Raw genomic sequence first — 21,909 nt, forward strand, 5'->3', positions numbered from 1 at the left:
GGCGAAGATCCGCCTGCGGCCGATTGGACCTGCGACGCTTCCGCGCCTAGTCCCGGAGCGGCCGCCAGCTAGCTTCCCCAAAACAAGCTCGCGGGGAAGTCCTTCACATGGCCATGTACAAGTACGACGGCGCGGCGGCGTCCGTCAGCGCGGCGGCGCGCGCCGGGTTCTATTCCACGGCCGCTGCCGAGACGTTCACCGGGACCAGCCTGGCCGAGGAGTTCTGGGGCGGGGACGGCGACCGGCTGGTCGGCGGCGCGGGCGACGACACCTACTACCTGCAGGGCTTCGGGGTGGAGATCGTCGAGGTCGCCGGCGGCGGGATCGACACCGTCGCAGGCTGGCAGAGCATCGACCTCTCGCGCCTGCCGGAGGTGGAGAACGTCCGGGTGGCCAACAACGGCCTCTATGCGGCGGGCAACGCCCAGGACAACATCGTGGAAGGCGGGGCCGAGGGCCAGCAGCTCTACGGCGCCGGCGGCCAGGACGTGCTGGTCGGCGGGGCCGGCGCCGACGTCTTCATCGTCTACAAGGGCGAGGGCAACGACGTCATCCAGGATTTCAGCGCCGCCGAGGACGTGCTGCGGCTGAAGGCCGGGTTCACGACCTTCGCCCAGGTGCAGGCGAACCTGACCCAGCTCGGCGCCGACGTGAAGCTGGACCTGGGCGACGGGGACGGCCTGATCTTCCGCAACCTCACCGTGGACCAGCTCACCGGGGCGAACTTCCAGCTCGAGCTGGACCCGGCGCGTCTCGGCGCCCGGACCTTCGCCGACGAGTTCTCGGGCGCGCTGTCGCTCTGGGACCCGGAGAGCAATCCTTCCGGCCTCTGGCGGCCGGACTACGGCTACCAGGGCCCGCAGGGGGTCGGCAGCTACACCCTGGTCTCCAACGACGAGAAGCAGGTCTACACCTCGCCCTACTTCCGCGACCACGCCGGCGACTTCGCCGAGAGCCCGTTCGCCTCCAACGCCGACGGCACGCTTTCAATCTGGGCGCGGCCTTCGACCAACGGCGAGATCTTCGGCTACGGCTACACCTCGGGCCTGATCACCACCAAGCCGTCCTTCGCCCAGACCTACGGCTACTTCGAGATGCGGGTGGACCTGCCCTCCGGCGCCGGCGTCTGGCCGGCCTTCTGGCTGCTGCCGGCCGACGGCTCCTGGCCGCCGGAGCTGGACGTCATGGAGGTGCTGGGCCAGGACCCCAACGCCACCTGGACCACGGCGCATTCGAACGCCACCGGCGGCCACACGTCCAACGGCGTCGCCGCCTACACGCCCGGCGGCTCCGAGGGATTCCACACCTTCGGCGTGCTTTGGACGCAGACCGAGCTCACTTGGTACGTGGACGGCGTGCAGGTGTTCAGCCAGCCGACGCCGGCCGACATGCACAAGCCGATGTTCATGCTGGCCAACCTGGCGCTCGGCGGCTGGGCGGGCGCCGTGGACGCGGGCGCCCTGCCCGCCGAGATGCGCATCGACTACATCCGCGCCTATGCCCTGGGCGATCGGAGCGATCCGCCGCCGCCGCCGCCGGAGCCTGCCTACGAGAACAGCCTGTTCGTCCTGCCTGAGACGGCTGCGTCGACGCGGACGATCGCCGGCTCATCGAAGCAGGACACCCTGACCGGCGACGCCCGCAACGACCTGATCGACGGCAAGGGCAACACCGACACCATGACCGGCCGCGGCGGCGACGACACCTACATGGTCGACCGGGCCACGGACCGGGTGGTCGAAGCCGCTGGCGAGGGTGTGGACGAGGTGGTCAGCACCAGCGCGGCCTATACCCTGGCGGCCAACGTCGAGAACCTCCGGCTCGCCGGCAAGGGCGCACAGACGGGGGTCGGCAACGAGCTCGGCAACCGGCTGGAGGCGAACGGCGCGGGCTCGACGCTGGACGGCGCGGCGGGCGACGACATCCTGGTGGCGGGCCACGGCGCCGACGTCCTGACGGGGGGCGCGGGCAAGGACATCTTCCGCTTCGACCAGTTGGGCCCGGCCGACCGGATCACCGACTTCACGCGCGGCGAGGACATGCTGGACCTGCGCGGCCTGTTCCAGCAGGCGGGGTATGCGGGCTCCGACCCGATCGCCGACGGCTGGCTGCAGCTGAAGGCGGGCGCGGAGGGCGTGGCGGTCTGGTTCGACGCCGACGGCGCCGGGTCCGGAGCGCCCGTGCTGGTGGCGACCCTGGCGGGGGTGACGACCACCGCGCTGGCGGCCCAGAACGACTGGTTCTTCGCCTAGGGGGGCGTTCGGCGCGGGCGACTGCGACGGCGGCCAGGTGCGACACCGGAGCCGGCAAGGAGCGGAACAGGGTCGCGCCCCGAGGGGTTTGCGAGGCGTCCCCCCAACAGCCTGACGCCGGATGCCCACTGCCGCCTCGATATCCCGCGACCTGCGCGAACTGCTTGCCTGGGCGCCCGCGTGGCTGGCGACCCTGATCGTCTTCGCCGGCGCCCTGGCCCTCGCCCTCGCCGCCCACGAGTTGCTCGTGCGGCTGGTCCGGCGGGCGCTGAGCCGCCGCGACGAGTTCTGGCGGGCGCTGGTGGTCCGCACGCGCAGGCCGGGTCGTATGGCCATGGTGCTGCTGGCGCTGGTCGCCGCCAGTCCCGTCGCGCCGCTCAGCGCCGAGACCGCCGGCCTCGTCCGCCACGCCCTGCTGATCGGCTTCATCCTGCTGTTCGGCTGGATGACCATGACGGCGGTGGACATCGGCGCGGCGCTCTACATGCGCCGCTACCGCGTCGACGTCTCCGACAACCTGGTCGCCCGCAAGCACCTGACCCAGGTGCGGATCCTGCGCCGGGCGCTGGCGACCCTGGTGATCGTCGTGAGCGTCGGGCTTGCGCTGATGACCATCAGCGGCGTGCGGCAATGGGGGGTAAGCCTGCTGGCGGCCGGCGGGGCGGCTTCGCTGCTGGTGGGCCTCGCCCTGCAGCCCCTGCTGTCCAACCTGTTCGCCGGCATCCAGATCGCGGTGACCCAGCCGATCCGCATCGACGACGCGGTGATCGTCGAGGGCGAGTGGGGAAACGTGGAGGAGATCACCGCGACCTATGTGGTGGTGCGCGTCTGGGACGAGCGCCGGCTGGTCGTGCCCCTGACCTATTTCCTGCAGAAGCCCTTCCAGAACTGGACGCGGGAATCGTCGTCCCTGCTGGGTACGGCCATGGTCCATGTGGATTACGCCGCGCCGGTGGAGATGATCCGGCGCAAGCTGGAGGAGATCGCCCGGGCCTCGCCGCACTGGGACGGTCGGGTCTGCGTCCTGCAGGTGACCGACCTTCGCGAACGGACCATGGAGCTGCGCTGCCTGGTCAGCGCCGCCAATGCGGGCGCGGCCTTCGACCTGCGCTGCGAGGTGCGGGAGAAGCTGATCGGCTGGCTGCAGGCCGAGTCGCCCCAGGCCCTGCCGCGCGCGCGGACCGTACTGCATCCCTCGGACGACTGGCGGCGTGACGACGAGGACCGGCCGCCGCTTGAGCCGCGGCCCGAAGCCCGGCCGCAGTAGGCCTCAGGGGCGGATGGCGTTCACCTGAACGCCCACCGCGCCGCCGCGGCCGCCGCCGACGCGACGCTTCAGCAGGGCGACGCGGACCTCCAGCGGATGCGGTCCGAGCGCCGACCAGTAGCAGCCCAGCGGCAGCGACGACCCGGCGAGCTGCGTCTTGAGCAGGGTGCGGGCGTAGAGCGCCCGCGCGCCGGGGCGACTGAGCACCACGCCCGCGTCGCAGGCCAGCTCCTGGTCCAGGCGCAGCGGGCCTGCGGCCAGGTGGATGACGGGGTTGTACCAGAACAGGCAGCGGACCAGCGCCAGGAGGGCCACGGCCCGGGTGTCCTTGCGTGCGATGTGCTGACGCTCGTGGGCGCGGATCAGCTCGCGCTCCTCGGGCGTGTAGCGACCGTCGTCGGCGGGCATGACGATGCGCGGGGAGATCAGGCCGACCACGGCCGGCCCGCCAAGGCCGCGCCGGAGCTGGACCACGAAACGCGCCTGGGCCACGGCGAAGACGCCGGCCGCGAGCGCTGCGCCGACGGCCCAGACGACGGTCACCGCAAGGCCGGGAGCCTGGACCGGCAGCCGCTGCGCGGGCGCCTGGCCCGCGAACAGCGCCAGCGCCCCGCCTGCCGCCAGCAGCGGCAGGGCCCAGAGCGCGTAGGCCACCTGCGGGCCCACCAGCCGGCGCACGGGAATGCGGGCCGCCAGCACCACGAGCAGTCCAGCCGCCGCGGCGAGGTTCACATAGACGAGGGCCGTCGCGAAGGTGACGGCCGGGTCCGGGCCGACCAGCGGGACAAGGGCCTCAGGCGTCGTCATCGTCCAGGTCCTCGATCAGGCGCTTCAGCCGGGCGACCTCGTCCGGCGCGAGCGGCCGGTGCTTGGCGTAGTGGGCCACCAGCGGCGCCAGCTCCCCGCCGAACAGGCGGTCGAGCAGCCCCTGACTCTCGCCGGTGAGATACTCGGCGCGGCTGACAAGCGGGCGGTAGCGCGTGCGCCCGCCGCTCCGCTCGGAAACCAGCGCCTTCTTCTTCAGGAGGCGGTTGATCAGCGTCTTGACCGTGGCCTCGCCCCAGTTCTGGGCGGGCCCGACCTGGCCCACGATCTCGTCGGCGCTGAGCGGGCTGTCCCGCCAGAGCGCTTCCATGATGTGGCTTTCCGCCGCCGAGATCCGGGTCATGGCGGTCAGTCTACGCCGAGACTCGCGCCTGGCGCGACAGGGATTGCAGAGGCGCGGCGGCGGGCTCGTCGGGCTCGATCCCCACACTGTAGAGCCGGGCCTTCAGGTGCCGGTGGCCGATCACCGCGATGGCGGCGGCGAGCAGGCCCAGCATGGCCGACAGCAGGGCCTCGGCGAAGCCGGGGGCCATGATGCTGAGCGAGGGCACGGGGCGCACATTGGAGACGCCGATGAAGGAATGCAGCAGGGTGTAGGCCGAGCCGAAGAAGCCGATGAGCGGACCTGCGGCGCCCAGCGCCGACAGATAGGCCATGGCGCCGGCGAAGCCGCGACCGCCCCGCCCGATCCGGAAGGCCTGCACGATCCAGACGACCAGAGCCGCCAGGGCGGCCAGCACCAGCCCGCCCATCACCAACTGCATGACGATGTCGGCGTCGGCGAACACCCCGCCCAGGGTGAGACGGTCCTCAGGCGCCACCAGCATCCACGCCGGGTCCGGCGGCGCGATGGTCTGGGCGGCGGCGCTGGCGCCGGTCAGGAAGGCGAGCGCCGCGGCGCTCCAGGTCAGGTGGCGAAGCATCGGCGTCTCTCTCCCGGTTTATGTCTGTAAGATAGAGAAATTACGCCTGTAACCGCAGCTGTCAAGCGGCGAGCAGTTCCCGTAGCCGCAGGGCGTCGGCCGCGGCCGCGCCTGAGGTGGTGTTGTCGAACACGCACCAGACCTCGGCGGCCGACGATGCGCGCAGGCGATCCGCGAGGTCCGCGAGCCACGCCTCCTCGTAGGCCGAGTAGTACATCCGCGGCGAGCCGTGCAGCCGCCAGTATGCGAGCTCGGGCCAGCCGCCCGGCTTGCCCGCCAGCGGGTGTCGCATGGGGTCGGCGGCGACACGGGCCACCCGGAGACGGCGCAGCAGCGCGTCGGCCTCGGCCCCGAACCAGGTGACATGGCGTGGCTCGCAGGCGACCGGACCGTCGAAACGCTCCCGCAGCGCCTGGAAGAACCCGGCAGCCCCTGCCGCATCGAACGCCAGGCTGGGCGGCAGCTGCACCAGGATCGGCCCCAGCCTCGGCCCCAGCAGGCGCGTCTCGGCGAGGAAGGCGTCCAGCAGGTCGTCCGGCTCGGCGAGCCGTCGCTCGTGGGTCAGCGTGCGCGGCGCCTTCACGGCGAAGCGGAAGCCCTCAGGGGTTTCCTGCGCCCATCGCGCGTAGGTGCCTGGGCGATGCGACCGGTAGAAGGTGGAGTTGATCTCGGCGGCGTCGAACCGGCCGGCGTAGCGCTGCAACCCGCTGGCGGCCTCGGGAAACCGATCGCGCACGGCGCGGGGAACGGCCCACCCCGCGGTCCCCACCCGGATGCGGCTCATCGGTGGATCGCCGCCAGCAGGCTTCGTCGGCGGACGAGCACGATGGCCAGGTCGTAGGGGATGGCCAGCAGTTCGCGCAGCCGCATGCGCATCCACGGCAGGAAACGGCTGCCGCCGCGCCCGGCGAGCAGCGGCCCCGGCTCGGTGGCGACGCCCAGGGCCGCCAGCAGCAGGCGGATGCGGGGGATGTGATAGCGGTCGCTGCAGACGATGGCGTGGGAGAGCCCCCTCGCCTTCAGGAAGCGCGCGGCGGCCAACACGCTCTGCAGGGTGTCGCGGCTCTCCTCGTCGAGCACGATCCGCTCGGGCGGCACCCCGCGGGCGCGGAGCGCCGCGGCCATGACCGAGGCCTCGGAGGGACCCGCCCTGCCGACCGCGCCCGAACAGAGCACCGGCGCGTCCGCTGCGGCCAGGGCGGCCTGCAGCCCGTAGCCGATCCGGCGGGCGAGCGCCGGCGACGGGCGACCATCCGCGCGCACGGCGGCGCCGAAGATGACGATGGCGGGCGCTCGGTCCACGCCGGGAGGATGGCGGGCGTCGCCGCCCGCCGCCAGCCCTAAGCCCGGTTCTCGCGGCCCTCGCGGTTCATCGGCGGCTGATAGTGCTCGATGAGATCCTCGCGCTCGGCCTCACGCACGGCGCGGGTGACATTCAGGCGCGTGAGCACCTTGGCCTCGGCGTACTTCTTGCGCGCCGCCTCCAGCGCTGCGCGCCAGGTGAGATTGGCCAGGTTGTCCGTCTCGCCGGCATAGACCACATGCGCGCCCTCGGGCGTGAGTTCGGCGATCACGTAGTTGGCGCCGGCAGGCGCGATGAAGCGTTCCTCTTCGAGCGCGGTGTAGCGGTAGCGGGCGCCGGACTTCCCGGCGAGTTCGATCTGGCGGGTCAACGCACTCTCCAGCCTTCGGACCAGTCGGGTATCGGCAAGCGAATCCCCGAGCCCACGATTACGGTTCCGAGTGGGGCGAAAATGCGCCGGAGCTTGGCTGTAGCTGACGGAACGGGCGTCGCCATAAGGCGTTCGGCCCCGGCGTCGGCTCTGCTAGGGTCGGATTTCGTCCGCCGGCGCGACTCGCGTTCGGCGGGCAGCAGGAGTTTCGAGACCACCGCCGAATGGAGAGACCCGCCGACTTCAAGCTCGAGCCCGCGGCGGATCGCCCCACCGTGACGCTGAGCGGCGACTGGACGGCGAACCAGCTGGGCGAGGCTGGCCGCGGCCTCGCCGACACCCTGGACGGGCTCAGCAACTTCGCGCTCGACCTGCGCCGGGTCCGCCGCCTCGACACGGCCGGCGCCTATGCGGTGATCCGGGCGGCGGGCAAGGGCTTCGACCTCTCGCAGGTGCACGCCCGGCCGGAGACCCAGCGGCTGCTGACCCTGGTGGGCGAGGCGGTCACGCACGAGCCCGTGGTCCGGCGCGAGCCCAAGGGCTTCCACGACCTCACGATCCGCATCGGCAAGGGCGTGATGAACGCCGGGGCCGAGGCGCTCGACACCATGGGCTTCCTCGGCCACCTGCTGGTGGTGCTGGCGCGGACCCTGGTGAACCTGTTCATCGCGCCGCGCCGGATCCGCTGGGCGGCGATCGTCTCGCTGATGGAGCGCGCGGGGCTCGACGCCATCCCGATCGTGGCGATCACCAGCTTCTTCATCGGCGCGGTCGTGGGCCTCCTGGGCGCCAACATGCTGCAGCAGTTCGGCGCGGAGGTGTTCGCGGTCGAGCTGATCGGCATCGCGGTGCTGCGCGAGTTCAACATCATCATCACCGCCGTGCTGCTGGCCGGCCGCTCGGCCTCGTCCTTCGCCGCCGAGATCGGCTCGATGAAGATGAACCAGGAGATCGACGCCATGCGCGTGCTGGGCGTCGACCCGTTCGAGGCCCTGGTCTTCCCGCGTTTCGCGGCCCTGCTGCTGACGATCCCCCTGCTGACCTTCGTGGCCACGCTGGCCGGCCTGTTCGGCGGTCTGGCGGTCACCTGGTCGGTGCTCGATCTCGGCCCCGCCTTTTTCCTGCAGCGGATCATCGACAACGTCGGGCCGACCCACTTCTGGATCGCACTCTCCAAGGCGCCGGTGATGGCTGCGGTGATCGCCGGCATCGGCTGCCGCCAGGGACTGGAGGTCGGCGTCGACGTGGAGTCCCTGGGCCGGCGCGTGACGGCGGCGGTGGTCCACGCCATCTTCGCGATCATCATGATCGATGCGGCCTTCGCCCTGCTCTACATGGAGCTGGACCTGTGACCGAGGTCCGCGACGAGAAACACCTCACCGACGAGGAGCTGCTCGACCAGGAGGGGCCGGCTATCGAGGTCCATGGCCTGGTCAACGCCTTTGGCGACCACGTGGTGCATGACCGACTCGACCTGACCGTGAAGCGCGGCGAGGTGCTGGGCGTGGTGGGCGGCTCGGGGGCCGGCAAGTCGGTGCTGCTGAACTCGATCATCGGCCTGCGCAGCCCGCAGGGCGGCACGGTCCGGGTGTTCGGCAACGATATAGAATCGATCTCGCGGCGGCGGTGGGGTGCCATCAACCGCAGCTGGGGCGTGCTCTTCCAGGCGGGGGCCCTGTTCTCGAACCTGACGGTGCGCGAGAACGTGGCCGCGCCGATGTACGAGCACACCAACATGTCGCGCGCCGAGATCAACGAACTGGCCGACCTGAAGATCGCGCTCGTGGGCCTGCGGCCAGACGCCGGCGTTCTGAAGCCGGCGGAGCTCTCGGGCGGCATGCGCAAGCGGGCGGGCCTGGCCCGCGCCCTGGCGCTCGACCCGGAGCTGCTGTTCCTGGACGAGCCCACGGCCGGGCTCGACCCGATCGGGGCGGCGGCGTTCGACGAGCTGATCAAGGACCTCTCCGACAGCCTCTCGCTGACGGTGTTCATGATCACCCACGACCTCGACACGCTGTATGAGATAACGGACCGGGTCGCGGTCATCGCCGACAAGAAGGTGGTGGCCCTGGCGCCGGTTCAGGAGTTGGAATCGTCGGATCACCCCTGGATCCGCGAATACTTCCTGGGCCCGCGTGGCCGCGCGGCGAAGGCCGCTGCGGAGCGGGCGAGGACGGAGGGCTGATGGAGAAGAACGCCAACTACGCGATGGTGGGCCTGAGCGCGCTCATCCTCTCCATCGGCCTCGTGATCTTCATCATCTGGCTCGCCCGCTGGCAGTTCCGGCAGGAGAACGACCTCTACGACATCCTCTTCCAGGGACCGGTCCGCGGCCTGAACCAGGGCGGCGAGGTGCACTTCAACGGCATCAAGGTGGGCGAGGTGACGCGCATCGCGCTCGACCGCACCAACCCCAGCCGGGTGATCGCGCGCGCCCGGGTGACCTCGGACGTGCCGATCCGCGTGGATTCCTACGCCACGCTCGAGCCGCAGGGCATCACCGGCGTGAACTACATCCAGATCACCGCCGGGACGCCATCCAAGCCGCTGCTCAAGGACACCGTGCCCGACGACAAGATCCCGATCATCCGCAGCCAGCGGAGCACCCTGTCCGACCTGCTGGAGGGCGGCGGCACCGTGCTGACCCGCACGATCGAGGCGCTGGATCGGGTGAACCGAGTGCTTTCCGACCAGAACATCAAGAACTTCTCCGCCGCGGTCTCCGACGCCCAGGCGGTCACCGCCGAGTTCCGCGAGCGCAAGGCGATCATCGCCGACGCGCAGAGCGCGCTGCAGCGGATCGACGAGGCCGCCGCCGAGCTGACCCTGCTCACCAAGGACGGCCGCGACATGCTGAACGGCGACGGCCGCCGGACCCTGAGGAACGTCGCCGACGCCGCCGAGGAGGCCAAGGCCACGGCCGCCGACGCCCGGGCGATGATCGGCGCCCTGCAGGCCCCCACCACCGACTTCGCCACGAACGGCCTGCCGCAGATCACCGCGGCGGTGATCCAGCTGCAGAGCGCGGCGGAATCGCTGGAGCGGCTGGTCAACGAGGTGCAGCGCAGCCCGACGGGCGCGATCTCCAAGCCGAAGGCCGAAGAACTGGAGCTGAAGCCATGAGCCGCCCGACCGCCCTCCTCCGCCTGGCGGCGCTCGGCGCGTGCGCCCTCATGCTCACCGGCTGCATCTCGCTGTTCCCGAAGACCAAGCCGGCGCAGCTCTACCGGTTCGGCCAGACGCCGGCCGAGACCGAGGCGGCGGCGCCCGCGACCGGAACGGTCGCCGTGTTCCGCGCCGGTGGGACCTTCCAGAACGAGACGGCCGGCGACCGACTGCTGGCGATTACCGGCGGCGAAGCGCAGTACATCGCGGAATCCCGCTGGGTCGCCCCGGCCTCGGTGCTGTTCGACCAGGCGGTGCTGGCGGCCTTCGACGCCGCGCCGGGCCGGGTGCGGCTCCTCTCCCGCGGCGAGGCCGGGCGGGCCGACTACGTCCTGCGGCTCGACGTGCGCAACTTCGAGACCCGCTACGAGAACGGCGCCGAAGCCGCGCCGACCGTCGTGGTCCGGGTGCGCGCGTCCCTGACCCGCAGCCGCGACCGCAGCCTCGCGGGCGAGGAGATCCTGGAGGCCCGCGTGCCGGCCAGCGGCAACCGGGTGGGCGCGATCGTCTCCGCCTATGACCGCGCCACCGGCGACGTCATCGGCCAGCTCGTCCGCTGGCTGGAGACCCGCGCGGCGGCCTAGTCCAGCCCGGCGATCCGCTTGGCGGCGGTGACGGTGTTCTGCAGCAGGACCGCCACGGTCATCAGGCCGACGCCGCCCGGAACCGGCGTGATCCAGCCGGCCACCTGGCTCGCCTCCTTGTAATGGACGTCGCCCACCACCTTGGTGCGGCCGGCGGCGGCCTTGATCGGATCGTCGAACGGCACCCGGTTGATGCCGACGTCGATCACCGCCGCCCCCGGCTTGATCCAGTCGCCGCGGATCATCCGCGGACGGCCGACCGCGGCCACCAGGATGTCGGCCTCGCGGCAGACGGCCGGCAGGTCGCGGGTCCGGGAGTGGGCGATGGTGACGGTGCAGTCGGCCTGCAGCAGAAGCTGGGCGATCGGGCGACCCACCAGCACCGAGCGGCCGACGACCACGGCCCGAAGGCCGGACAGGTCGCCCACCGCCTCGCGCAGCATGATCATGCATCCGAGCGGGGTGCAGGGGGTCAGCGCCGGCACGCCGTTGGCCAGGCGCCCGGCGTTGACGACGTGCAGACCGTCGACGTCCTTGTCGGGGCTGATGGCGGCGATCACCGCCTGCTCGTCGAAGCCCTTCGGCAGCGGCAGCTGGACGAGGATGCCGTGGATCGCCGGGTCGGCGTTCAGCTCGCCCACCAGCCGCAGGAGCTCGACCTGGCTCACGTCCGCGGGTAGCCGGTGGGTCACCGAGTGCATGCCCACGGCCAGCGAATGCTCGCCCTTGGAGCGGACGTAAATCTGGCTGGCGGCGTCGTCGCCCACCAGCACCACCGCCAGGCCGGGCTGGAGGTTGTAGTCGGCCCGCAGCCGCGTCACCTCGCGGGCGACCTGCTCGCGCAGACGTTCGGCGTAGACCTTGCCGTCGATGATCTTGGCGGCGGGGGCAATATCGGCCATGGGCGCTCCGGGAAGGGCCCCGAACTAGCCCGTCGGACGCTCCCGCTCAAGCCGCCGCATCCAGGCGGCCATCGCCCAGGCGTGGGCGTCGCGGTCCAGGCCGGTCAGCGCGTCCTGCGGGGTGATCCACACCAGGGTGTGGTCGTCCTCGACCTTCAGCTCGGGCGCCTCGGCCGCGACCCGACCGGAGAAGAACCGGCCCCGCGAGTTGTGCGACCAGCCGTCGTCGTTGATGAAGTAGTGGTCGGCCAGGGCGAAGGGCTCGGCCTCCAGTTCCACGACCAGCCCGGCCTCCTCCCCGCATTCGCGGGCCGCAGCGTCGCGCGCGCTCTCGCCGTCGTCGATCCCGCCGCCGGGCAGGTCGAGCACCAGGCCGCGCCGGCGGCTGTCCACCCGCACCACCGCCACGAGGCCGTCACGCTCCAGGACGGCGAACGCCGCCGGCCTGTCGGGATAGTCCCGGCCAGGCTCCCGAACGCCGAACTGCGGCGCGGCCATCAGTCGATGCCGTAGAGGTTCGGATAGGGGTCGACCTTGCCGGACAGCACGTCCGCCACGGCGACCGGCCGCCAGCCCACCTTGGCCTCCGCGCTCGCCCGCCAGGCCTCGACGATCACGTCGCGCAGCTCGGACGCGCCGGCCGCCAGCCGCTCGGTGGCGAAGGCGGGACCGCGGGGATCGCCCTGCCCCAGGCCACCCGCCTTCTCCATCTCGTAGAACGGGATGATGAACTTCGCGCCGGCCTGGATGTAATCCACCGTCCTTTGCTCGGGCGAGCAGCCGCACAGCCTCAGCGGCGCCATTCCCGCCTCGACGCCACGGGCGCGAACCGCGTTCTTCACCAGGTCGCCCTCGAAGGGGCCGTGCAGGCGCGCGGTGGAGAAGCCCCGCGGGTTCGGATAGTCGCCCCAGCCGTTATAGTGGACGCTGAGGTGAAGCGGCTGGCTACCGTCGCCCACGAAGTGGGAGAGCTCGCCGAGCGTGCGCAGGATCAGGCCCTCGCGGCGGAGGCGGTCGGCCTTGAACCACTTGCGGTGGGCCTTCCACTTCGGATTGGCCTCGGCCGCCTTCAGCACGCGCCAGTAGGCGAAATCCTGGGCGAGCTGCTGCTTGCGGTCGATCATCGAGTACGGAAGGTAGCCGGTCTTCCAGCTGTCCTGGCCCACGGCCCGCAGCGCCGTCTCGTAATCGGCGCGCGTCGGCGACAACGGCAGGAACGGCGCGCCGCCCAGCAGGCGGCCATCGTCCTCCAGATCGACGAAGTGGGCGGCGTCACGATCGTGGTCGTGGATCTTGCCGGCGCCCTTGGAACGGTCCGGCTCCCGGGAGAGCTCGCCCACCTCCGCCACGGCCGCCTTGGTGCGCAGGAAGGCGGGGATCTCGGCCGGCAGCGCCTTCATGGCCGCCTCCCCGACCATGCGGTGACCGGCGGAGCCCCAGGCCAGGGCGTGGGTGGGCGCCGCGAACAGGGCGGCGGCGACGACGGCGGAGACGAGGCGCTGCATGCGTCCCGTTTGCGGGGTCGCCGGGCCGAAGGCAAGGGCTAGGCGGCGACCGGCTCGGCGATCCCCAGCGCCTGCTCCACCCGAGCCACCCAGGCCTCGACGTGGGGATAATGGGCCAGGTCGAAGCCGCCCTCGTGCGCCTTGCGGGTGTAGGCGACCAGGGCGATGTCGGCGAGGCTCAGGCGCTCGCCCACGAGGAATGGCGAGGCGGCAAGTCCGTCCTCGAGCCGCTGCAGCGCCGCCTTGCCGCGCTCCACCAGCCGCGGCTCCAGATCCGCGACGGGCTTGCCGAGGTACTTCACCTGGAAGCGGGCGACGGCGACATAGGGTTCGTGGCTGTACTGCTCCCAGAACATCCACTCGAGCATCTTCGCCCGATCATAGGCGTCGGCGGGAATCAGCGCCGAGCCCTCGGCGATGTGCAGGATGATGGCGTTGGACTGGGCGAGCGGGCGGCCGTCCTCCAGCACCGCGAGCGGCACCTGTCCGGCCGGGTTCAGGGCGAGGAACTCCGGCGTCCGGCTCTCGCCGACCATGATGTCCGTCTCGATCCAGGTGGTCGGCCGGCCCAGCAGATCGGCCGTCCACTTCACCTTCAGGCAATTGCCGGACTTCGAGTCACCGTAGATTTTCATGGCCTCACCCCCGAGCTTCACCGGAGCGAGAGGCGGCAAAATCTTAAGGAAAGCAAGCGATGGTCTCTGGACGGCGCTGTTAGCCCAGCTGACAGCGCATCCGGCCGCACCCGCCGCGGGTTGCCCCGCAGGCGGAGTCCGGATAGGAGTCCGCCTACCAGTTCAACGACGAAGGAGACGCCGTCATGCGACGCCGCCTCGCCGCCCTGGCAGCTTTCTCTCTGATCGCTGTGTCCTCTAACGCACAAGCCGCGACCCAAGATCCCGTCGGGGATCTGATCATGTCGGTGATCACCGGCACGATGCCCACCTCGCCGGGCTGGAACGTGAAGGCCACCCTCTACCATGCGGGGGCGAAGGGCGTGGGCGCTCTCGACTCGCTGGGCTGCAAGGTCGTCGCCATGCGCACCGTCGCCGTGGACAAGACCCTGATCCCGCGCCGCAGCGTCCTGTTCATCAAGGAAACGGTCGGGCTGAAGATGCCCGACGGCAAGCTGCACGACGGCTACTGGTACGCCTCCGACGTCGGCGGCGCGATCAAGGGCAAGCGCATCGACCTCTACACGGGGAAGGGCGCGGCCTCGATGAACCCGATCAAGAAGCTGAACCTGGCCACCCTGTCGGCCGTGAAGGTCGGCGAGTTCAAGGGCTGCCCGCCGGCCTGACCCTGGGGCTGACCCTTTGGAAGCTTTCGACGCCTTCGTCCGGCAGCCGGCGGTCACCGCGGTGCTTGCCATCATCGCCGTCCTCGGCCTCGGCTACGAGATGCGCAGCGTCCTTGCTCTGAGGAAGGTTGAGCCGAAGGGCGACCAGGCTCAGATCACGCGAATTCTCGTCCCCGCCGCCATCGCCGGCGGGATCGGTGTGCTGGCTGTCGTCGCCCTGCTGCTGACCTACGCCTCCTGATGCCGCGCCCAGGGAGGCGCTCCTGATCCTGAAGCCTGGCCTTTTCGCGCTCACCGGCGGTCCGGGAGCGGGAAAGACCACGCTCGTGCGCGCGCTGGAGGCGCGGGGGCTGACCTGCGTTCCGGAGACCGCGCGGGCCATCATCCGTGAGCATGGCGGCCGACCGCCCCTGCCCCGCTTCGCAGCGCTGATGTTGGACCGCGACCTGGCCCGGTTCCAGGAGACGGAGGGCCCGGCCCTGTTCGACCGCTCCCTGGTAGACGCCTGGGCGACCCACCGCACGCCCGAGGGCGAGCGGGCCGTGCGCGAGTATCGCTACAACCGCATCGCCTTCGTCGCCCCGCCCTGGCGGGAGATCTATGTGCAGGACGCCGAGCGCGACCAGACCTGGGACGAGGCGATCGCGAGCCATGAGCTCTGCGCCCGGGCCTACGCCGACGCCGGCTACGACCTCGTCGAGCTGCCCCTCAGCGACGTGGAGACCCGCGCCGCGTTCGTGCTGGGGCGGATGGGCCTCTAGGTCTCGACGAACGCCCGCTCGAGGACGAAGTCGCCCGGCTTGGCGATGGAGCCTTCCACGAACCCGCGGTCCAGCAGCTGCTGCTTCAGGTCCACGAGCACCGAGGGCCCGCCGCAGAGCATGACGCGGTCCTCCGCCGGATCGAACGGCGGATTGCCGATGTCCTCGAAGAACTTGCCGCTCTCGATCAGGTCGGTGATCCGGCCCTGGGTCCGGAACGGCTCGCGCGTGACGGTCGGATAGTAGGTGAGCTTGCCGCCGATCACCTCGGCCAGGATCTCGTCCTTCGGCAGCTCCTCCTCGAAGAGCTCGCGGTAGTTGAGGTCGGCCACCTCGCGCACCGTGTGGGTGACGATCACCTGCTCGAAGCGCTCGTACACCTCCGGGTCGCGGGCGAGCGACAGCCAGGGGGCGAGCCCCGTGCCGGTGCCCAGCATGTAGAGCCGCTTGCCCGGCTTCAGGCCGTCGAGCACCAGGGTGCCGGTGGGCTTGCGCCCGATCAGCACCTGGTCGCCCACCTTGATGTTCTGCAGGCGCGAGGTGAGCGGGCCGTCCGGCACCTTGATGGAATAGAACTCCAGCTCCTCGTGCCAGGCCGGCGAGGCGATGGAATAGGCGCGCACCAGCGGCTTGCCGTCGACCACCAGGCCCACCATCACGAACTGGCCGCTGGCGAAGCGCAGGCCCGGATCCCGGGTGGTGCGGAACGAGAACAGGCTCTCGGTCCAGTGCTGAACCCAGGTCACCGTCTCCACGTAGAAGGCGCCGGAGGCCTTCAGGGGCGGCTGGGCCACGGAAACATCGGTCATCGAACTCTCGGGTCTGTCGTAGGGCGCCATCAGATGTCACCCCCCACGTTGGCGACCGCGCCAGGCGCGCGCGCCACATGTATGCCGCACTCGGTCTTGTCCAACCCTTTCCAGCGGCCGGCGCGCACATCCTCGCCCTCTTCCACGGGCTGGGTGCAGGGCCAGCAGCCGATCGACGGGAAGCCCTGGGCGACCAGGGGGTGGGCCGGCAGGTCGTGCTCGGCGGCGTAGGCGTCGAGCTCGGTCTTGGTCCAGTTGGCCAGCGGGTTGAACTTCAGCTTGCCCTCGGACTCCTCGACCACGCGCAGGCGCAGCCGGTCGCCGCCATGGAAGCGCTTGCGGCCGGTGATCCAGGCCCCGAACTCGCCCAGCGCCCGGTCCAGCGGCAGCACCTTGCGGATGTGGCAGCAGGCGTCGGTGTCGCTCTGCCAGAGCTTGGCTTCGGGATCGCCCGTGGCCAGATCCTGGTAGTGGGGGCGCAGGTCGCGCACGCCGGTCAGGCCGAGCTGGGCGGCGAGGTTCTTGCGGTAGTCCAGCGTCTGGCCGAACAGCATGCCGGTGTCCAGGAAGAGCACCGGGATGTCCGGCTTCACCTGGGCGGCGATATGCAGCAGCACCGCCGATTCCGCCCCGAAGGACGAGACCAGCGCCAGCTTGTCGCCGTACTCGCGCACCGCCGCGGCGACGATCTCGCGCGGGTGGGCGTCGCGCAGCTCGGCGTCCAGCTGGTCGGCGCGGGAGAGGGCCTGGGGCCTCTGGTCGTACGCCACGCTCATGAGCCGCGCTCCACGAACGCGGGGACCCGCGCGTCGGCGGCGCGCTGGTAGACATGACGGAAGCGCTGCGTGGCGGCCTCCCACTCGGGGGGGCCGGAGCCGTCGGCGGGCTCGAAGGCGTCGAACCCGCAGCGAAGCATGAAGCCCGCCTGCTCGCGCAGGACGTCGCCCACCGCCCTCACCTCGCCCTTGTAGCCCAGCCGCTCGCGCAGGATGCGGGCGTTGGAGTACTGCCGGCCGTCGCGGAACTTCGGGAAGGCGAGCGCCACCAGCGCCAGCCTCGGCAGGTCGTAGGCCAAGGCCTCGACCGTCTCGTCGCTCTGCAGGCGCACGCCCACCTGGCGGCCCTCGGAGAGCAACCGGTCGCCTTCCGCCTGGAAGCGGGTCAGCGACAGGATCACCTCGCCGGAGGCCAGCTCCTGGTCGTCGTCCACGTGGGTGAAGGCGTCGTTGGCCAGCACCATGCGGCCATTCTGGGCCTTAATGAGCGTCGGCATAGACGGCCTCCTTGAAGGGGGTGACGCCGGTCCGGCGGAAGGTGTCCAGGAAGCGCTCGCCGTCGCGGCGTTCGCGCATGTAGACCTCGACCATCTGCTCGACGGCCTCGGAGACCTTGTCGGCCGGCAGCGCGGGGCCGAGGATCTGGCCGAGCGTGGCGTCCTCGGCGCCGGAGCCGCCCAGGGTGACCTGGTAGAACTCCTCGCCCTTCTTATCGACGCCCAGGATGCCGATGTGGCCCACGTGGTGGTGGCCGCAGGCGTTGATGCAGCCCGAGATCTTGATCTTCAGCTCGCCGATCGCCTCGGCGCGCTCAGGGTCGGCGAAGCGCGTGGCGATCTGCTGGGCCACCGGGATCGCCCGCGCGTTGGCCAGAGCGCAGTAGTCCAGCCCCGGGCAGGCGATGATGTCGCTGACCAGGTCCATGTTCGGCGTCGCGAGCCCGGCGTCGGCCAGGGCGCGGTAGACGGTGGGCAGGTCGTCCAGCTTCACGTGCGGCAAGAGCAGGTTCTGCTGGTAGTTGACCCGGATCTCGTCGAGCGAGTGCCGCTCGCCCAGGTCGGCGACCACGTCCATCTGGGTCGAGGTGATGTCGCCCGGGGTCTCGCCCGGCGTCTTCAGCGAGACGTCGACGATGGCGTAGCCCGGGACCTTGTGCGGGTGCACGTTGCGGCGGAGCCACCGGGCGAAGGCCGGATCGGAGGCCTTCGCGGCCTCCAGGGCCTCCGACCTCGCCGGCAGGGTCTCGAACCGCGGCGTGAAGTCCGCGCGGATGCGGGCCAGCTCGGTGTCCGGCAGGTCGGCGTGGGCGTGGTCGGACTTGGCCCACTCGTCCTCGACCTGGCGGGCGAACTCCTCGGGGCCCAGGGAGGCGACCAGCACCTTGATTCGGGCCTTCCAGATGTTGTCCCGGCGGCCGTGGCGGTTGTAGACCCGCAGGATCGCCTCCAGGTACGACAGCAGGTGCCGGACCGGCAGGAACTCGCGGATCGTCGGGCCCAGGTAGGGCGTCCGGCCGAGGCCGCCGCCCACCATCACCTCGAAGCCCAGCTCGCCGCCCCGGCCCCGGCGCATGGCCAGGCCGATGTCGTAGATCTTGGCCGCTGTGCGGTCCTTGGCCGAGGCGGTGACCGCGATCTTGAACTTGCGCGGCAGGAAGCTGAACTCGGGGTGCAGGGTCGACCACTGGCGGATCGCCTCGGCCCAGACGCGCGGGTCGTCCAGTTCGTCCGACGTCGCCCCGGCATAGGGGTCGGCGGTGACGTTGCGGATCGTGTTGCCCGAGGTCTGCATGGAATGCATCTCGACCTCGGCCAGGTGCTCGAGGATCTCCGGCGCGTCCTTCAGCTTGATCCAGTGCAGCTGCAGGTTGGTGCGCGTCGTGAAGTGGCCGTAGCCCTTGTCGTAGGTCTGGGCGATCCAGGCGAGCTTGCGCAGCTTCTTCGAGGTCAGCGTCCCGTAGGGGATCGCGATCCGCAGCATGTAGGCGTGGAGCTGCAGGTAGAGGCCGTTCAGCAGCCGGATGGGCTTGAACTGGTCCTCGGTGATCTCGCCGGCCAGGCGGCGGTTCACCTGCTCGCGGAACTCGGCCGTGCGGTCGGCGACGAATTCCTTGTCGATGACGTCGTAGCGGTACATGGCCGCCCTCACTTACGCTTGATCAGATTGACCCGGCCCGAGGAGCGGGCCGTGCCGTGGGCGTGCTGCAGGGCGACGATGTCGTCGCCGCCGAGCGCCTGCTTGCCGTGCTGGGGATGGTTGGTCGGGCCCAGCGCCCGGATGCGCTCGCGGTAGGCGAGCGGCGCCCAGAGCCCCTCGGACTCCACCACGTCGATCAGGTAGGGGTCGACGACCACGGTGAGCGCGGCCTTGGCCCTGCCCTCCGCGTCCTCGGCCACGGCCTCGTCGTCGAAGATCTCCGCGTCCGCGAAGCGCTCGACCCACTGGCCCTTCCTCCAGAACACCGTCTCGCCGTCGGTGAGCCGGTTCGCCGTCAGAGCCTTCATGCCCGCGCCTCCCGAACGATGGCCTCGACCGCCGCCTGGTCCCCGCCCCCGCGGGCCAGGGCCATGGCCTCGCCCACGATCAGCAGGGCCGGGCCGGCCAGGGCCTGGGCGGCCTCGGCGAGACCGGAAAGGGTGGTGACCACCCGCCGCTCATCGGCGCGCGAGGCGTTCTCGACGATCAGGGCGGGCGTCGCCGGATCGCGGCCGGCGGCCATCAGCCGGGCCGCGATCGGGGTGGCCATGGAGAGGCCCATGTAGATCACCACCGTGTGGTTGGCCCGGGCGAGGCCCGTCCAGTCCAGGTCCGGCTCGCCGCCATTGGCGGCATGGCCGGTGACGAAGGTGACCGCCTGGGCCGAGCCGCGGTGGGTCAGCGGGGCGCCCGCCGAGGCGCCGGCCGCCAGGGCCGCGGTGACGCCGGGCACCACGTGGCACTCGACGCCGGCCTCGCGGCAGGCTTCCAGCTCCTCGCCGCCGCGGCCGAAGATGAAGGGATCGCCGCCCTTCAGCCGCACGACCTCCAGCCCCTCCTGGGCGAAGGCCACGAGCATGCGGTTGATCTCGTCCTGGCTGTAGGAGTGGCGGGACTTGCGCTTGGCCACCGAGATGCGCCGGGCCGCCCGCGGCGCGAGCGCGAGGATCTCGTCGGAGACCAGGCCGTCGTGGACGACCACGTCGGCGCGCTCCAGCGCCTTCAGGGCCTTGAGGGTCAGGAGCTCGGGGTCGCCGGGGCCCGCGCCCACCAGCCAGACCGAGCCCGGGCGAGCGCGCTGGGCGCCGCCGCCCAGGACCACCAGCCGGTCGGCGCGCTTGGACCTGTCTTGGCGATGAGGCATATTGAGCTTCTCTAAACGCTACGCTTGAAACGAGGACGGGACGGGCTGGCGCCCGCCCCGACCCGTTGTCCGCCGACGAAAAGGGCCGATACATCGGCGGACGCTTGCAATTAGGTGTCGGACGCGCCACCTCGCAAGCCGAGGACTTCTGCCGGGGCTGTCAGGAAAACTCATGGAACGGAACCACGAGCGCCGGCGCCTTCCGCCGCTGAACGCCTTGCGCGCCTTCGAGGCCGCCGCACGGCACCTGAACTTCAGCCGCGCCGCCGACGAGCTGTCGGTGACGCCCGGCGCGGTGAGCCAGCAGATCCAGAACCTGGAGGACTACGTCGGCGCGGCGCTGTTCAAGCGCACGCCCAAGGGCCTGCTGCTGACCGACGCGGCCCAGACCGCCCTGCCCGCCCTGCGCGAGGCCTTCGACCGCCTGGCCGAGGCCGCCAGCCTGCTCACCGCCGCGGTGGACGGCCGGCGCCTGACGATCACCGCCGCCCCCTCCTTCGCCGCCAAGTGGCTGGTGCCGAGACTGGGCGCGTTCGAGCAGAAACACCCGCAGGTGGACGTCTGGCTTTCGGCCGGCCTGGAGCTCGTGGACCTCACCGCCGGAGAGGTCGACCTCGCCATCCGCTACGGCGGCGGGCGCTATCCCGGCCTGGAGGTCACCCGCCTGCTGGGCGAGAGCGTGATCCCGGTGATCAGCCCGGCCCTGCTCGCCGAGACGCCGCTCGCCACGCCCGAGGACCTGAAGAACCACGTCCTGCTGCACGACGGCTCGCCGGACCCGGACGACAGCTGCCCCGACTGGCCCATGTGGCTGGCCGCGCGGGGGCTGAAGAACATCGACGGCATGCGCGGCCCGCGGTTCAACCAGTCGAGCCTGGTGATCGAGGCCGCCGTGAACGGCCGCGGCGTGGCGCTCGCCAAGCGCACCATCGCCCAGGCGGACCTGGAGGCCGGCCGGCTGGTCGCCCCGCTGCAGATCGCCACCGCCGTGGACTTCGCCTACTACCTCGTCCACCCCAAGGCGAAGGGCCGGCTGCCGCAGGTGAAGGCCTTCATCAGCTGGATCGAGGCCGAGGCCCAGGCGCACGAGGCGGCCATGGCGGCCATCGACAACGGCGCCGGGATCTAGGCCGCTAGGCGCGCGCGGCCTGGTAGGCGGCGATCTCCGCCACGGCGGCCTCCAGGGCCTCCCGGACCGCCGGAAGGTCCTCTGGAGCGCCGAACTCGGCCTTGTCGCAGGCGTCGCCCAGGGCGTTGGCGCCGACCCCGCGGGCGGCCCCCTTGATGGTGTGCACCACGTTCCGCCACTCGGGGTCCTCGGGCCTCAGAGTGTCGGCCCAGCTCTCCGCCTGCTGGCGGAACAGGTCCAGCACCTCGCAGACGATGGCCGCATCGCCAGAGACGAACGACTCCAGGTATCCGAAGTCCACCACCCCGTCCGCTCGCCGCGCCACGTCCGACCTCGCCCTTGATGCTCAGGGCATGCCTACGCCCGCAGCCTTAAGCGCCGGTGAAAGCCCCACCGTGCGCGCACGGGGCCCTTGCCAAGGCCGGGGCAACCGACTAGATGGGTCCCCTCCCGGAGCCGGGGCGGCCGAAACGCCGATCCGCAGGTCATCGGGAAGCCGGAAAGTCTAAAGCTTTCAACGGCATGGGTGTATAGCTCAGTTGGTAGAGCAGCTGACTCTTAATCAGCGGGTCCAAGGTTCGAATCCTTGTACACCCACCATCTTCCTCGACAGTCGCCAGCCCGTCGACCGCCCGCCTCAGCGGGCGGCGGTCCGCGGCCGCGTGAGATCGAACTCCAGGCGGAATTGGCGCTCGCGG

The 21,909-nt window shown here is 71.1% G+C and carries 27 protein-coding genes and 1 tRNA gene; 11 read left to right on the forward strand and 17 right to left on the reverse strand.

Annotated features, from left to right (window positions below; all coding sequences use genetic code 11):
• Positions 1-107 precede the first annotated feature (107 nt).
• Positions 108-2,252, forward strand: coding sequence for a family 16 glycosylhydrolase (locus tag VM685_RS13860; protein WP_325460747.1), 2,145 nt, complete (start codon positions 108-110; stop codon positions 2,250-2,252).
• Positions 2,253-2,373: 121 nt separating this feature from the next.
• A complete protein-coding gene (locus VM685_RS13865; protein WP_325460748.1) occupies positions 2,374-3,519 on the forward strand; it encodes a mechanosensitive ion channel family protein in 1,146 nt (381 codons plus the stop codon).
• 3 nt (positions 3,520-3,522) lie between these two features.
• On the opposite strand, the gene VM685_RS13870 is transcribed toward VM685_RS13865, so the two are convergent.
• The 6 genes from VM685_RS13870 to VM685_RS13895 all read right to left on the reverse strand — a co-directional run bounded on the left by VM685_RS13870 (position 3,523) and on the right by VM685_RS13895 (position 6,940).
• Positions 3,523-4,326 carry a M56 family metallopeptidase gene (locus VM685_RS13870; protein WP_325460749.1) on the reverse strand — a complete coding sequence of 268 codons (804 nt, stop codon included), beginning with the start codon at positions 4,324-4,326 and terminating at the stop codon, positions 3,523-3,525.
• Positions 4,313-4,687, reverse strand: a complete 375-nt coding sequence (locus tag VM685_RS13875) for a BlaI/MecI/CopY family transcriptional regulator (protein WP_325460750.1) — start codon at positions 4,685-4,687, stop codon at positions 4,313-4,315. The genes VM685_RS13870 and VM685_RS13875 overlap by 14 nt, the downstream gene beginning before the upstream one ends.
• Positions 4,688-4,697: 10 nt before the next feature.
• Positions 4,698-5,267 (reverse strand): MotA/TolQ/ExbB proton channel family protein, encoded by a 570-nt coding sequence (locus VM685_RS13880; RefSeq protein ID WP_325460751.1) that lies wholly within the window; start codon positions 5,265-5,267, stop codon positions 4,698-4,700.
• Between the two features lie 61 nt (positions 5,268-5,328).
• On the reverse strand, positions 5,329-6,051 hold the full coding sequence (locus VM685_RS13885; protein ID WP_325460752.1) for a DUF72 domain-containing protein: 723 nt from the start codon (positions 6,049-6,051) through the stop codon (positions 5,329-5,331).
• Entirely contained in the window at positions 6,048-6,569 is a 522-nt protein-coding gene (locus VM685_RS13890) for a YdcF family protein (protein WP_325460753.1), read from the reverse strand. The genes VM685_RS13885 and VM685_RS13890 overlap by 4 nt, the downstream gene beginning before the upstream one ends.
• Before the next feature lie 38 nt (positions 6,570-6,607).
• Entirely contained in the window at positions 6,608-6,940 is a 333-nt protein-coding gene (locus tag VM685_RS13895; protein ID WP_325460754.1) for a hypothetical protein, read from the reverse strand.
• Between the two features lie 224 nt (positions 6,941-7,164).
• Here VM685_RS13895 and VM685_RS13900 point away from each other — a divergent pair, with 224 nt between their 5' ends.
• Genes VM685_RS13900 through VM685_RS13915 form a run of 4 tightly spaced genes read left to right on the forward strand, consistent with a single transcriptional unit; the run spans position 7,165 to position 10,689 of the window.
• On the forward strand, positions 7,165-8,292 hold the full coding sequence (locus tag VM685_RS13900) for an ABC transporter permease (RefSeq protein WP_325460755.1): 1,128 nt from the start codon (positions 7,165-7,167) through the stop codon (positions 8,290-8,292).
• Between the two features lie 38 nt (positions 8,293-8,330).
• Entirely contained in the window at positions 8,331-9,125 is a 795-nt protein-coding gene (locus VM685_RS13905; RefSeq protein ID WP_325460790.1) for an ABC transporter ATP-binding protein, read from the forward strand.
• Positions 9,125-10,063, forward strand: a complete 939-nt coding sequence (locus VM685_RS13910) for an MlaD family protein (protein ID WP_325460756.1) — start codon at positions 9,125-9,127, stop codon at positions 10,061-10,063. Before VM685_RS13905 ends, VM685_RS13910 begins: the two co-directional genes overlap by 1 nt.
• Positions 10,060-10,689, forward strand: a complete 630-nt coding sequence (locus VM685_RS13915) for an ABC-type transport auxiliary lipoprotein family protein (RefSeq protein WP_325460757.1) — start codon at positions 10,060-10,062, stop codon at positions 10,687-10,689. The genes VM685_RS13910 and VM685_RS13915 overlap by 4 nt, the downstream gene beginning before the upstream one ends.
• Here VM685_RS13915 and folD read toward each other — a convergent pair.
• The 4 genes from folD to VM685_RS13935 are packed head-to-tail and all read right to left on the reverse strand — an operon-like array spanning position 10,686 to position 13,731.
• Entirely contained in the window at positions 10,686-11,591 is a 906-nt protein-coding gene (gene folD, locus VM685_RS13920) for a bifunctional methylenetetrahydrofolate dehydrogenase/methenyltetrahydrofolate cyclohydrolase FolD (RefSeq protein ID WP_325460758.1), read from the reverse strand. The genes VM685_RS13915 and folD overlap by 4 nt on opposite strands.
• 24 nt (positions 11,592-11,615) lie before the next feature.
• Positions 11,616-12,089: an NUDIX domain-containing protein gene (locus VM685_RS13925; RefSeq protein WP_325460759.1), complete on the reverse strand. Its 474-nt coding sequence runs from the start codon at positions 12,087-12,089 to the stop codon at positions 11,616-11,618.
• On the reverse strand, positions 12,089-13,096 hold the full coding sequence (locus tag VM685_RS13930) for a S1/P1 Nuclease (protein WP_325460760.1): 1,008 nt from the start codon (positions 13,094-13,096) through the stop codon (positions 12,089-12,091). Before VM685_RS13930 ends, VM685_RS13925 begins: the two co-directional genes overlap by 1 nt.
• Positions 13,097-13,134: 38 nt before the next feature.
• Entirely contained in the window at positions 13,135-13,731 is a 597-nt protein-coding gene (locus VM685_RS13935; RefSeq protein ID WP_325460761.1) for a glutathione S-transferase family protein, read from the reverse strand.
• A gap of 281 nt (positions 13,732-14,012) precedes the next feature.
• Here VM685_RS13935 and VM685_RS13940 point away from each other — a divergent pair, with 281 nt between their 5' ends.
• From VM685_RS13940 to VM685_RS13950, 3 genes are read left to right on the forward strand one after another with little or no spacing between them, the layout of a single operon-like run.
• Positions 14,013-14,396, forward strand: coding sequence for a 3D domain-containing protein (locus tag VM685_RS13940; RefSeq protein WP_414693371.1), 384 nt, complete (start codon positions 14,013-14,015; stop codon positions 14,394-14,396).
• Positions 14,397-14,412: 16 nt separating this feature from the next.
• Positions 14,413-14,637, forward strand: coding sequence for a hypothetical protein (locus tag VM685_RS13945; protein ID WP_325460763.1), 225 nt, complete (start codon positions 14,413-14,415; stop codon positions 14,635-14,637).
• 28 nt (positions 14,638-14,665) lie between these two features.
• Positions 14,666-15,157 (forward strand): AAA family ATPase, encoded by a 492-nt coding sequence (locus VM685_RS13950; RefSeq protein WP_325460791.1) that lies wholly within the window; start codon positions 14,666-14,668, stop codon positions 15,155-15,157.
• Here VM685_RS13950 and VM685_RS13955 read toward each other — a convergent pair.
• From VM685_RS13955 to cobA, 6 genes are read right to left on the reverse strand one after another with little or no spacing between them, the layout of a single operon-like run.
• Positions 15,154-15,966: a ferredoxin--NADP reductase gene (locus VM685_RS13955; protein ID WP_325460764.1), complete on the reverse strand. Its 813-nt coding sequence runs from the start codon at positions 15,964-15,966 to the stop codon at positions 15,154-15,156. The genes VM685_RS13950 and VM685_RS13955 overlap by 4 nt on opposite strands.
• A 29-nt stretch (positions 15,967-15,995) precedes the next feature.
• Positions 15,996-16,736 carry a phosphoadenylyl-sulfate reductase gene (locus VM685_RS13960; protein WP_414693375.1) on the reverse strand — a complete coding sequence of 247 codons (741 nt, stop codon included), beginning with the start codon at positions 16,734-16,736 and terminating at the stop codon, positions 15,996-15,998.
• A gap of 2 nt (positions 16,737-16,738) precedes the next feature.
• Positions 16,739-17,239 carry a DUF934 domain-containing protein gene (locus VM685_RS13965; RefSeq protein ID WP_325460766.1) on the reverse strand — a complete coding sequence of 167 codons (501 nt, stop codon included), beginning with the start codon at positions 17,237-17,239 and terminating at the stop codon, positions 16,739-16,741.
• On the reverse strand, positions 17,223-18,878 hold the full coding sequence (locus VM685_RS13970) for a nitrite/sulfite reductase (RefSeq protein ID WP_325460767.1): 1,656 nt from the start codon (positions 18,876-18,878) through the stop codon (positions 17,223-17,225). The genes VM685_RS13965 and VM685_RS13970 overlap by 17 nt, the downstream gene beginning before the upstream one ends.
• An 8-nt stretch (positions 18,879-18,886) precedes the next feature.
• Positions 18,887-19,246: a DUF2849 domain-containing protein gene (locus tag VM685_RS13975; protein WP_325460768.1), complete on the reverse strand. Its 360-nt coding sequence runs from the start codon at positions 19,244-19,246 to the stop codon at positions 18,887-18,889.
• Entirely contained in the window at positions 19,243-20,082 is an 840-nt protein-coding gene (gene cobA, locus VM685_RS13980) for a uroporphyrinogen-III C-methyltransferase (RefSeq protein ID WP_414693372.1), read from the reverse strand. The genes VM685_RS13975 and cobA overlap by 4 nt, the downstream gene beginning before the upstream one ends.
• Positions 20,083-20,254: 172 nt before the next feature.
• Between cobA and gcvA the strand changes: the two genes are divergently transcribed.
• Positions 20,255-21,211, forward strand: a complete 957-nt coding sequence (gene gcvA / locus VM685_RS13985; RefSeq protein WP_325460769.1) for a transcriptional regulator GcvA — start codon at positions 20,255-20,257, stop codon at positions 21,209-21,211.
• Between the two features lie 4 nt (positions 21,212-21,215).
• Here gcvA and VM685_RS13990 read toward each other — a convergent pair whose 3' ends face one another.
• On the reverse strand, positions 21,216-21,536 hold the full coding sequence (locus VM685_RS13990) for an Hpt domain-containing protein (protein WP_325460770.1): 321 nt from the start codon (positions 21,534-21,536) through the stop codon (positions 21,216-21,218).
• Between the two features lie 199 nt (positions 21,537-21,735).
• Here VM685_RS13990 and VM685_RS13995 point away from each other — a divergent pair.
• Positions 21,736-21,811, forward strand: a tRNA-Lys gene (locus tag VM685_RS13995).
• Positions 21,812-21,909 lie beyond the last annotated feature (98 nt).

Source organism: Phenylobacterium sp., from assembly GCF_035539035.1.
Lineage (GTDB): Bacteria > Pseudomonadota > Alphaproteobacteria > Caulobacterales > Caulobacteraceae > Phenylobacterium.

What these genes read in the sequence shown, in the direction of transcription:
- VM685_RS13870 (WP_325460749.1), bottom strand. Translation starts at nt 4,326, where the DNA reads ATGACGACGCCTGAGGCCCTTGTCCCGCTGGTCGGCCCGGACCCGGCC.
- VM685_RS13860 (WP_325460747.1), top strand. Translation starts at nt 108, where the DNA reads ATGGCCATGTACAAGTACGACGGCGCGGCGGCGTCCGTCAGCGCGGCG.
- VM685_RS13910 (WP_325460756.1), top strand. Translation starts at nt 9,125, where the DNA reads ATGGAGAAGAACGCCAACTACGCGATGGTGGGCCTGAGCGCGCTCATC.
- folD (WP_325460758.1), bottom strand. Translation starts at nt 11,591, where the DNA reads ATGGCCGATATTGCCCCCGCCGCCAAGATCATCGACGGCAAGGTCTAC.
- VM685_RS13975 (WP_325460768.1), bottom strand. Translation starts at nt 19,246, where the DNA reads ATGAAGGCTCTGACGGCGAACCGGCTCACCGACGGCGAGACGGTGTTC.
- VM685_RS13940 (WP_414693371.1), top strand. Translation starts at nt 14,013, where the DNA reads ATGTCGGTGATCACCGGCACGATGCCCACCTCGCCGGGCTGGAACGTG.
- VM685_RS13865 (WP_325460748.1), top strand. Translation starts at nt 2,374, where the DNA reads ATGCCCACTGCCGCCTCGATATCCCGCGACCTGCGCGAACTGCTTGCC.
- cobA (WP_414693372.1), bottom strand. Translation starts at nt 20,082, where the DNA reads ATGCCTCATCGCCAAGACAGGTCCAAGCGCGCCGACCGGCTGGTGGTC.
- gcvA (WP_325460769.1), top strand. Translation starts at nt 20,255, where the DNA reads ATGGAACGGAACCACGAGCGCCGGCGCCTTCCGCCGCTGAACGCCTTG.
- VM685_RS13880 (WP_325460751.1), bottom strand. Translation starts at nt 5,267, where the DNA reads ATGCTTCGCCACCTGACCTGGAGCGCCGCGGCGCTCGCCTTCCTGACC.
- VM685_RS13930 (WP_325460760.1), bottom strand. Translation starts at nt 13,096, where the DNA reads ATGCAGCGCCTCGTCTCCGCCGTCGTCGCCGCCGCCCTGTTCGCGGCG.
- VM685_RS13955 (WP_325460764.1), bottom strand. Translation starts at nt 15,966, where the DNA reads ATGACCGATGTTTCCGTGGCCCAGCCGCCCCTGAAGGCCTCCGGCGCC.
- VM685_RS13885 (WP_325460752.1), bottom strand. Translation starts at nt 6,051, where the DNA reads ATGAGCCGCATCCGGGTGGGGACCGCGGGGTGGGCCGTTCCCCGCGCC.
- VM685_RS13935 (WP_325460761.1), bottom strand. Translation starts at nt 13,731, where the DNA reads ATGAAAATCTACGGTGACTCGAAGTCCGGCAATTGCCTGAAGGTGAAG.
- VM685_RS13970 (WP_325460767.1), bottom strand. Translation starts at nt 18,878, where the DNA reads ATGTACCGCTACGACGTCATCGACAAGGAATTCGTCGCCGACCGCACG.
- VM685_RS13875 (WP_325460750.1), bottom strand. Translation starts at nt 4,687, where the DNA reads ATGACCCGGATCTCGGCGGCGGAAAGCCACATCATGGAAGCGCTCTGG.
- VM685_RS13915 (WP_325460757.1), top strand. Translation starts at nt 10,060, where the DNA reads ATGAGCCGCCCGACCGCCCTCCTCCGCCTGGCGGCGCTCGGCGCGTGC.
- VM685_RS13925 (WP_325460759.1), bottom strand. Translation starts at nt 12,089, where the DNA reads ATGGCCGCGCCGCAGTTCGGCGTTCGGGAGCCTGGCCGGGACTATCCC.
- VM685_RS13900 (WP_325460755.1), top strand. Translation starts at nt 7,165, where the DNA reads ATGGAGAGACCCGCCGACTTCAAGCTCGAGCCCGCGGCGGATCGCCCC.
- VM685_RS13965 (WP_325460766.1), bottom strand. Translation starts at nt 17,239, where the DNA reads ATGCCGACGCTCATTAAGGCCCAGAATGGCCGCATGGTGCTGGCCAAC.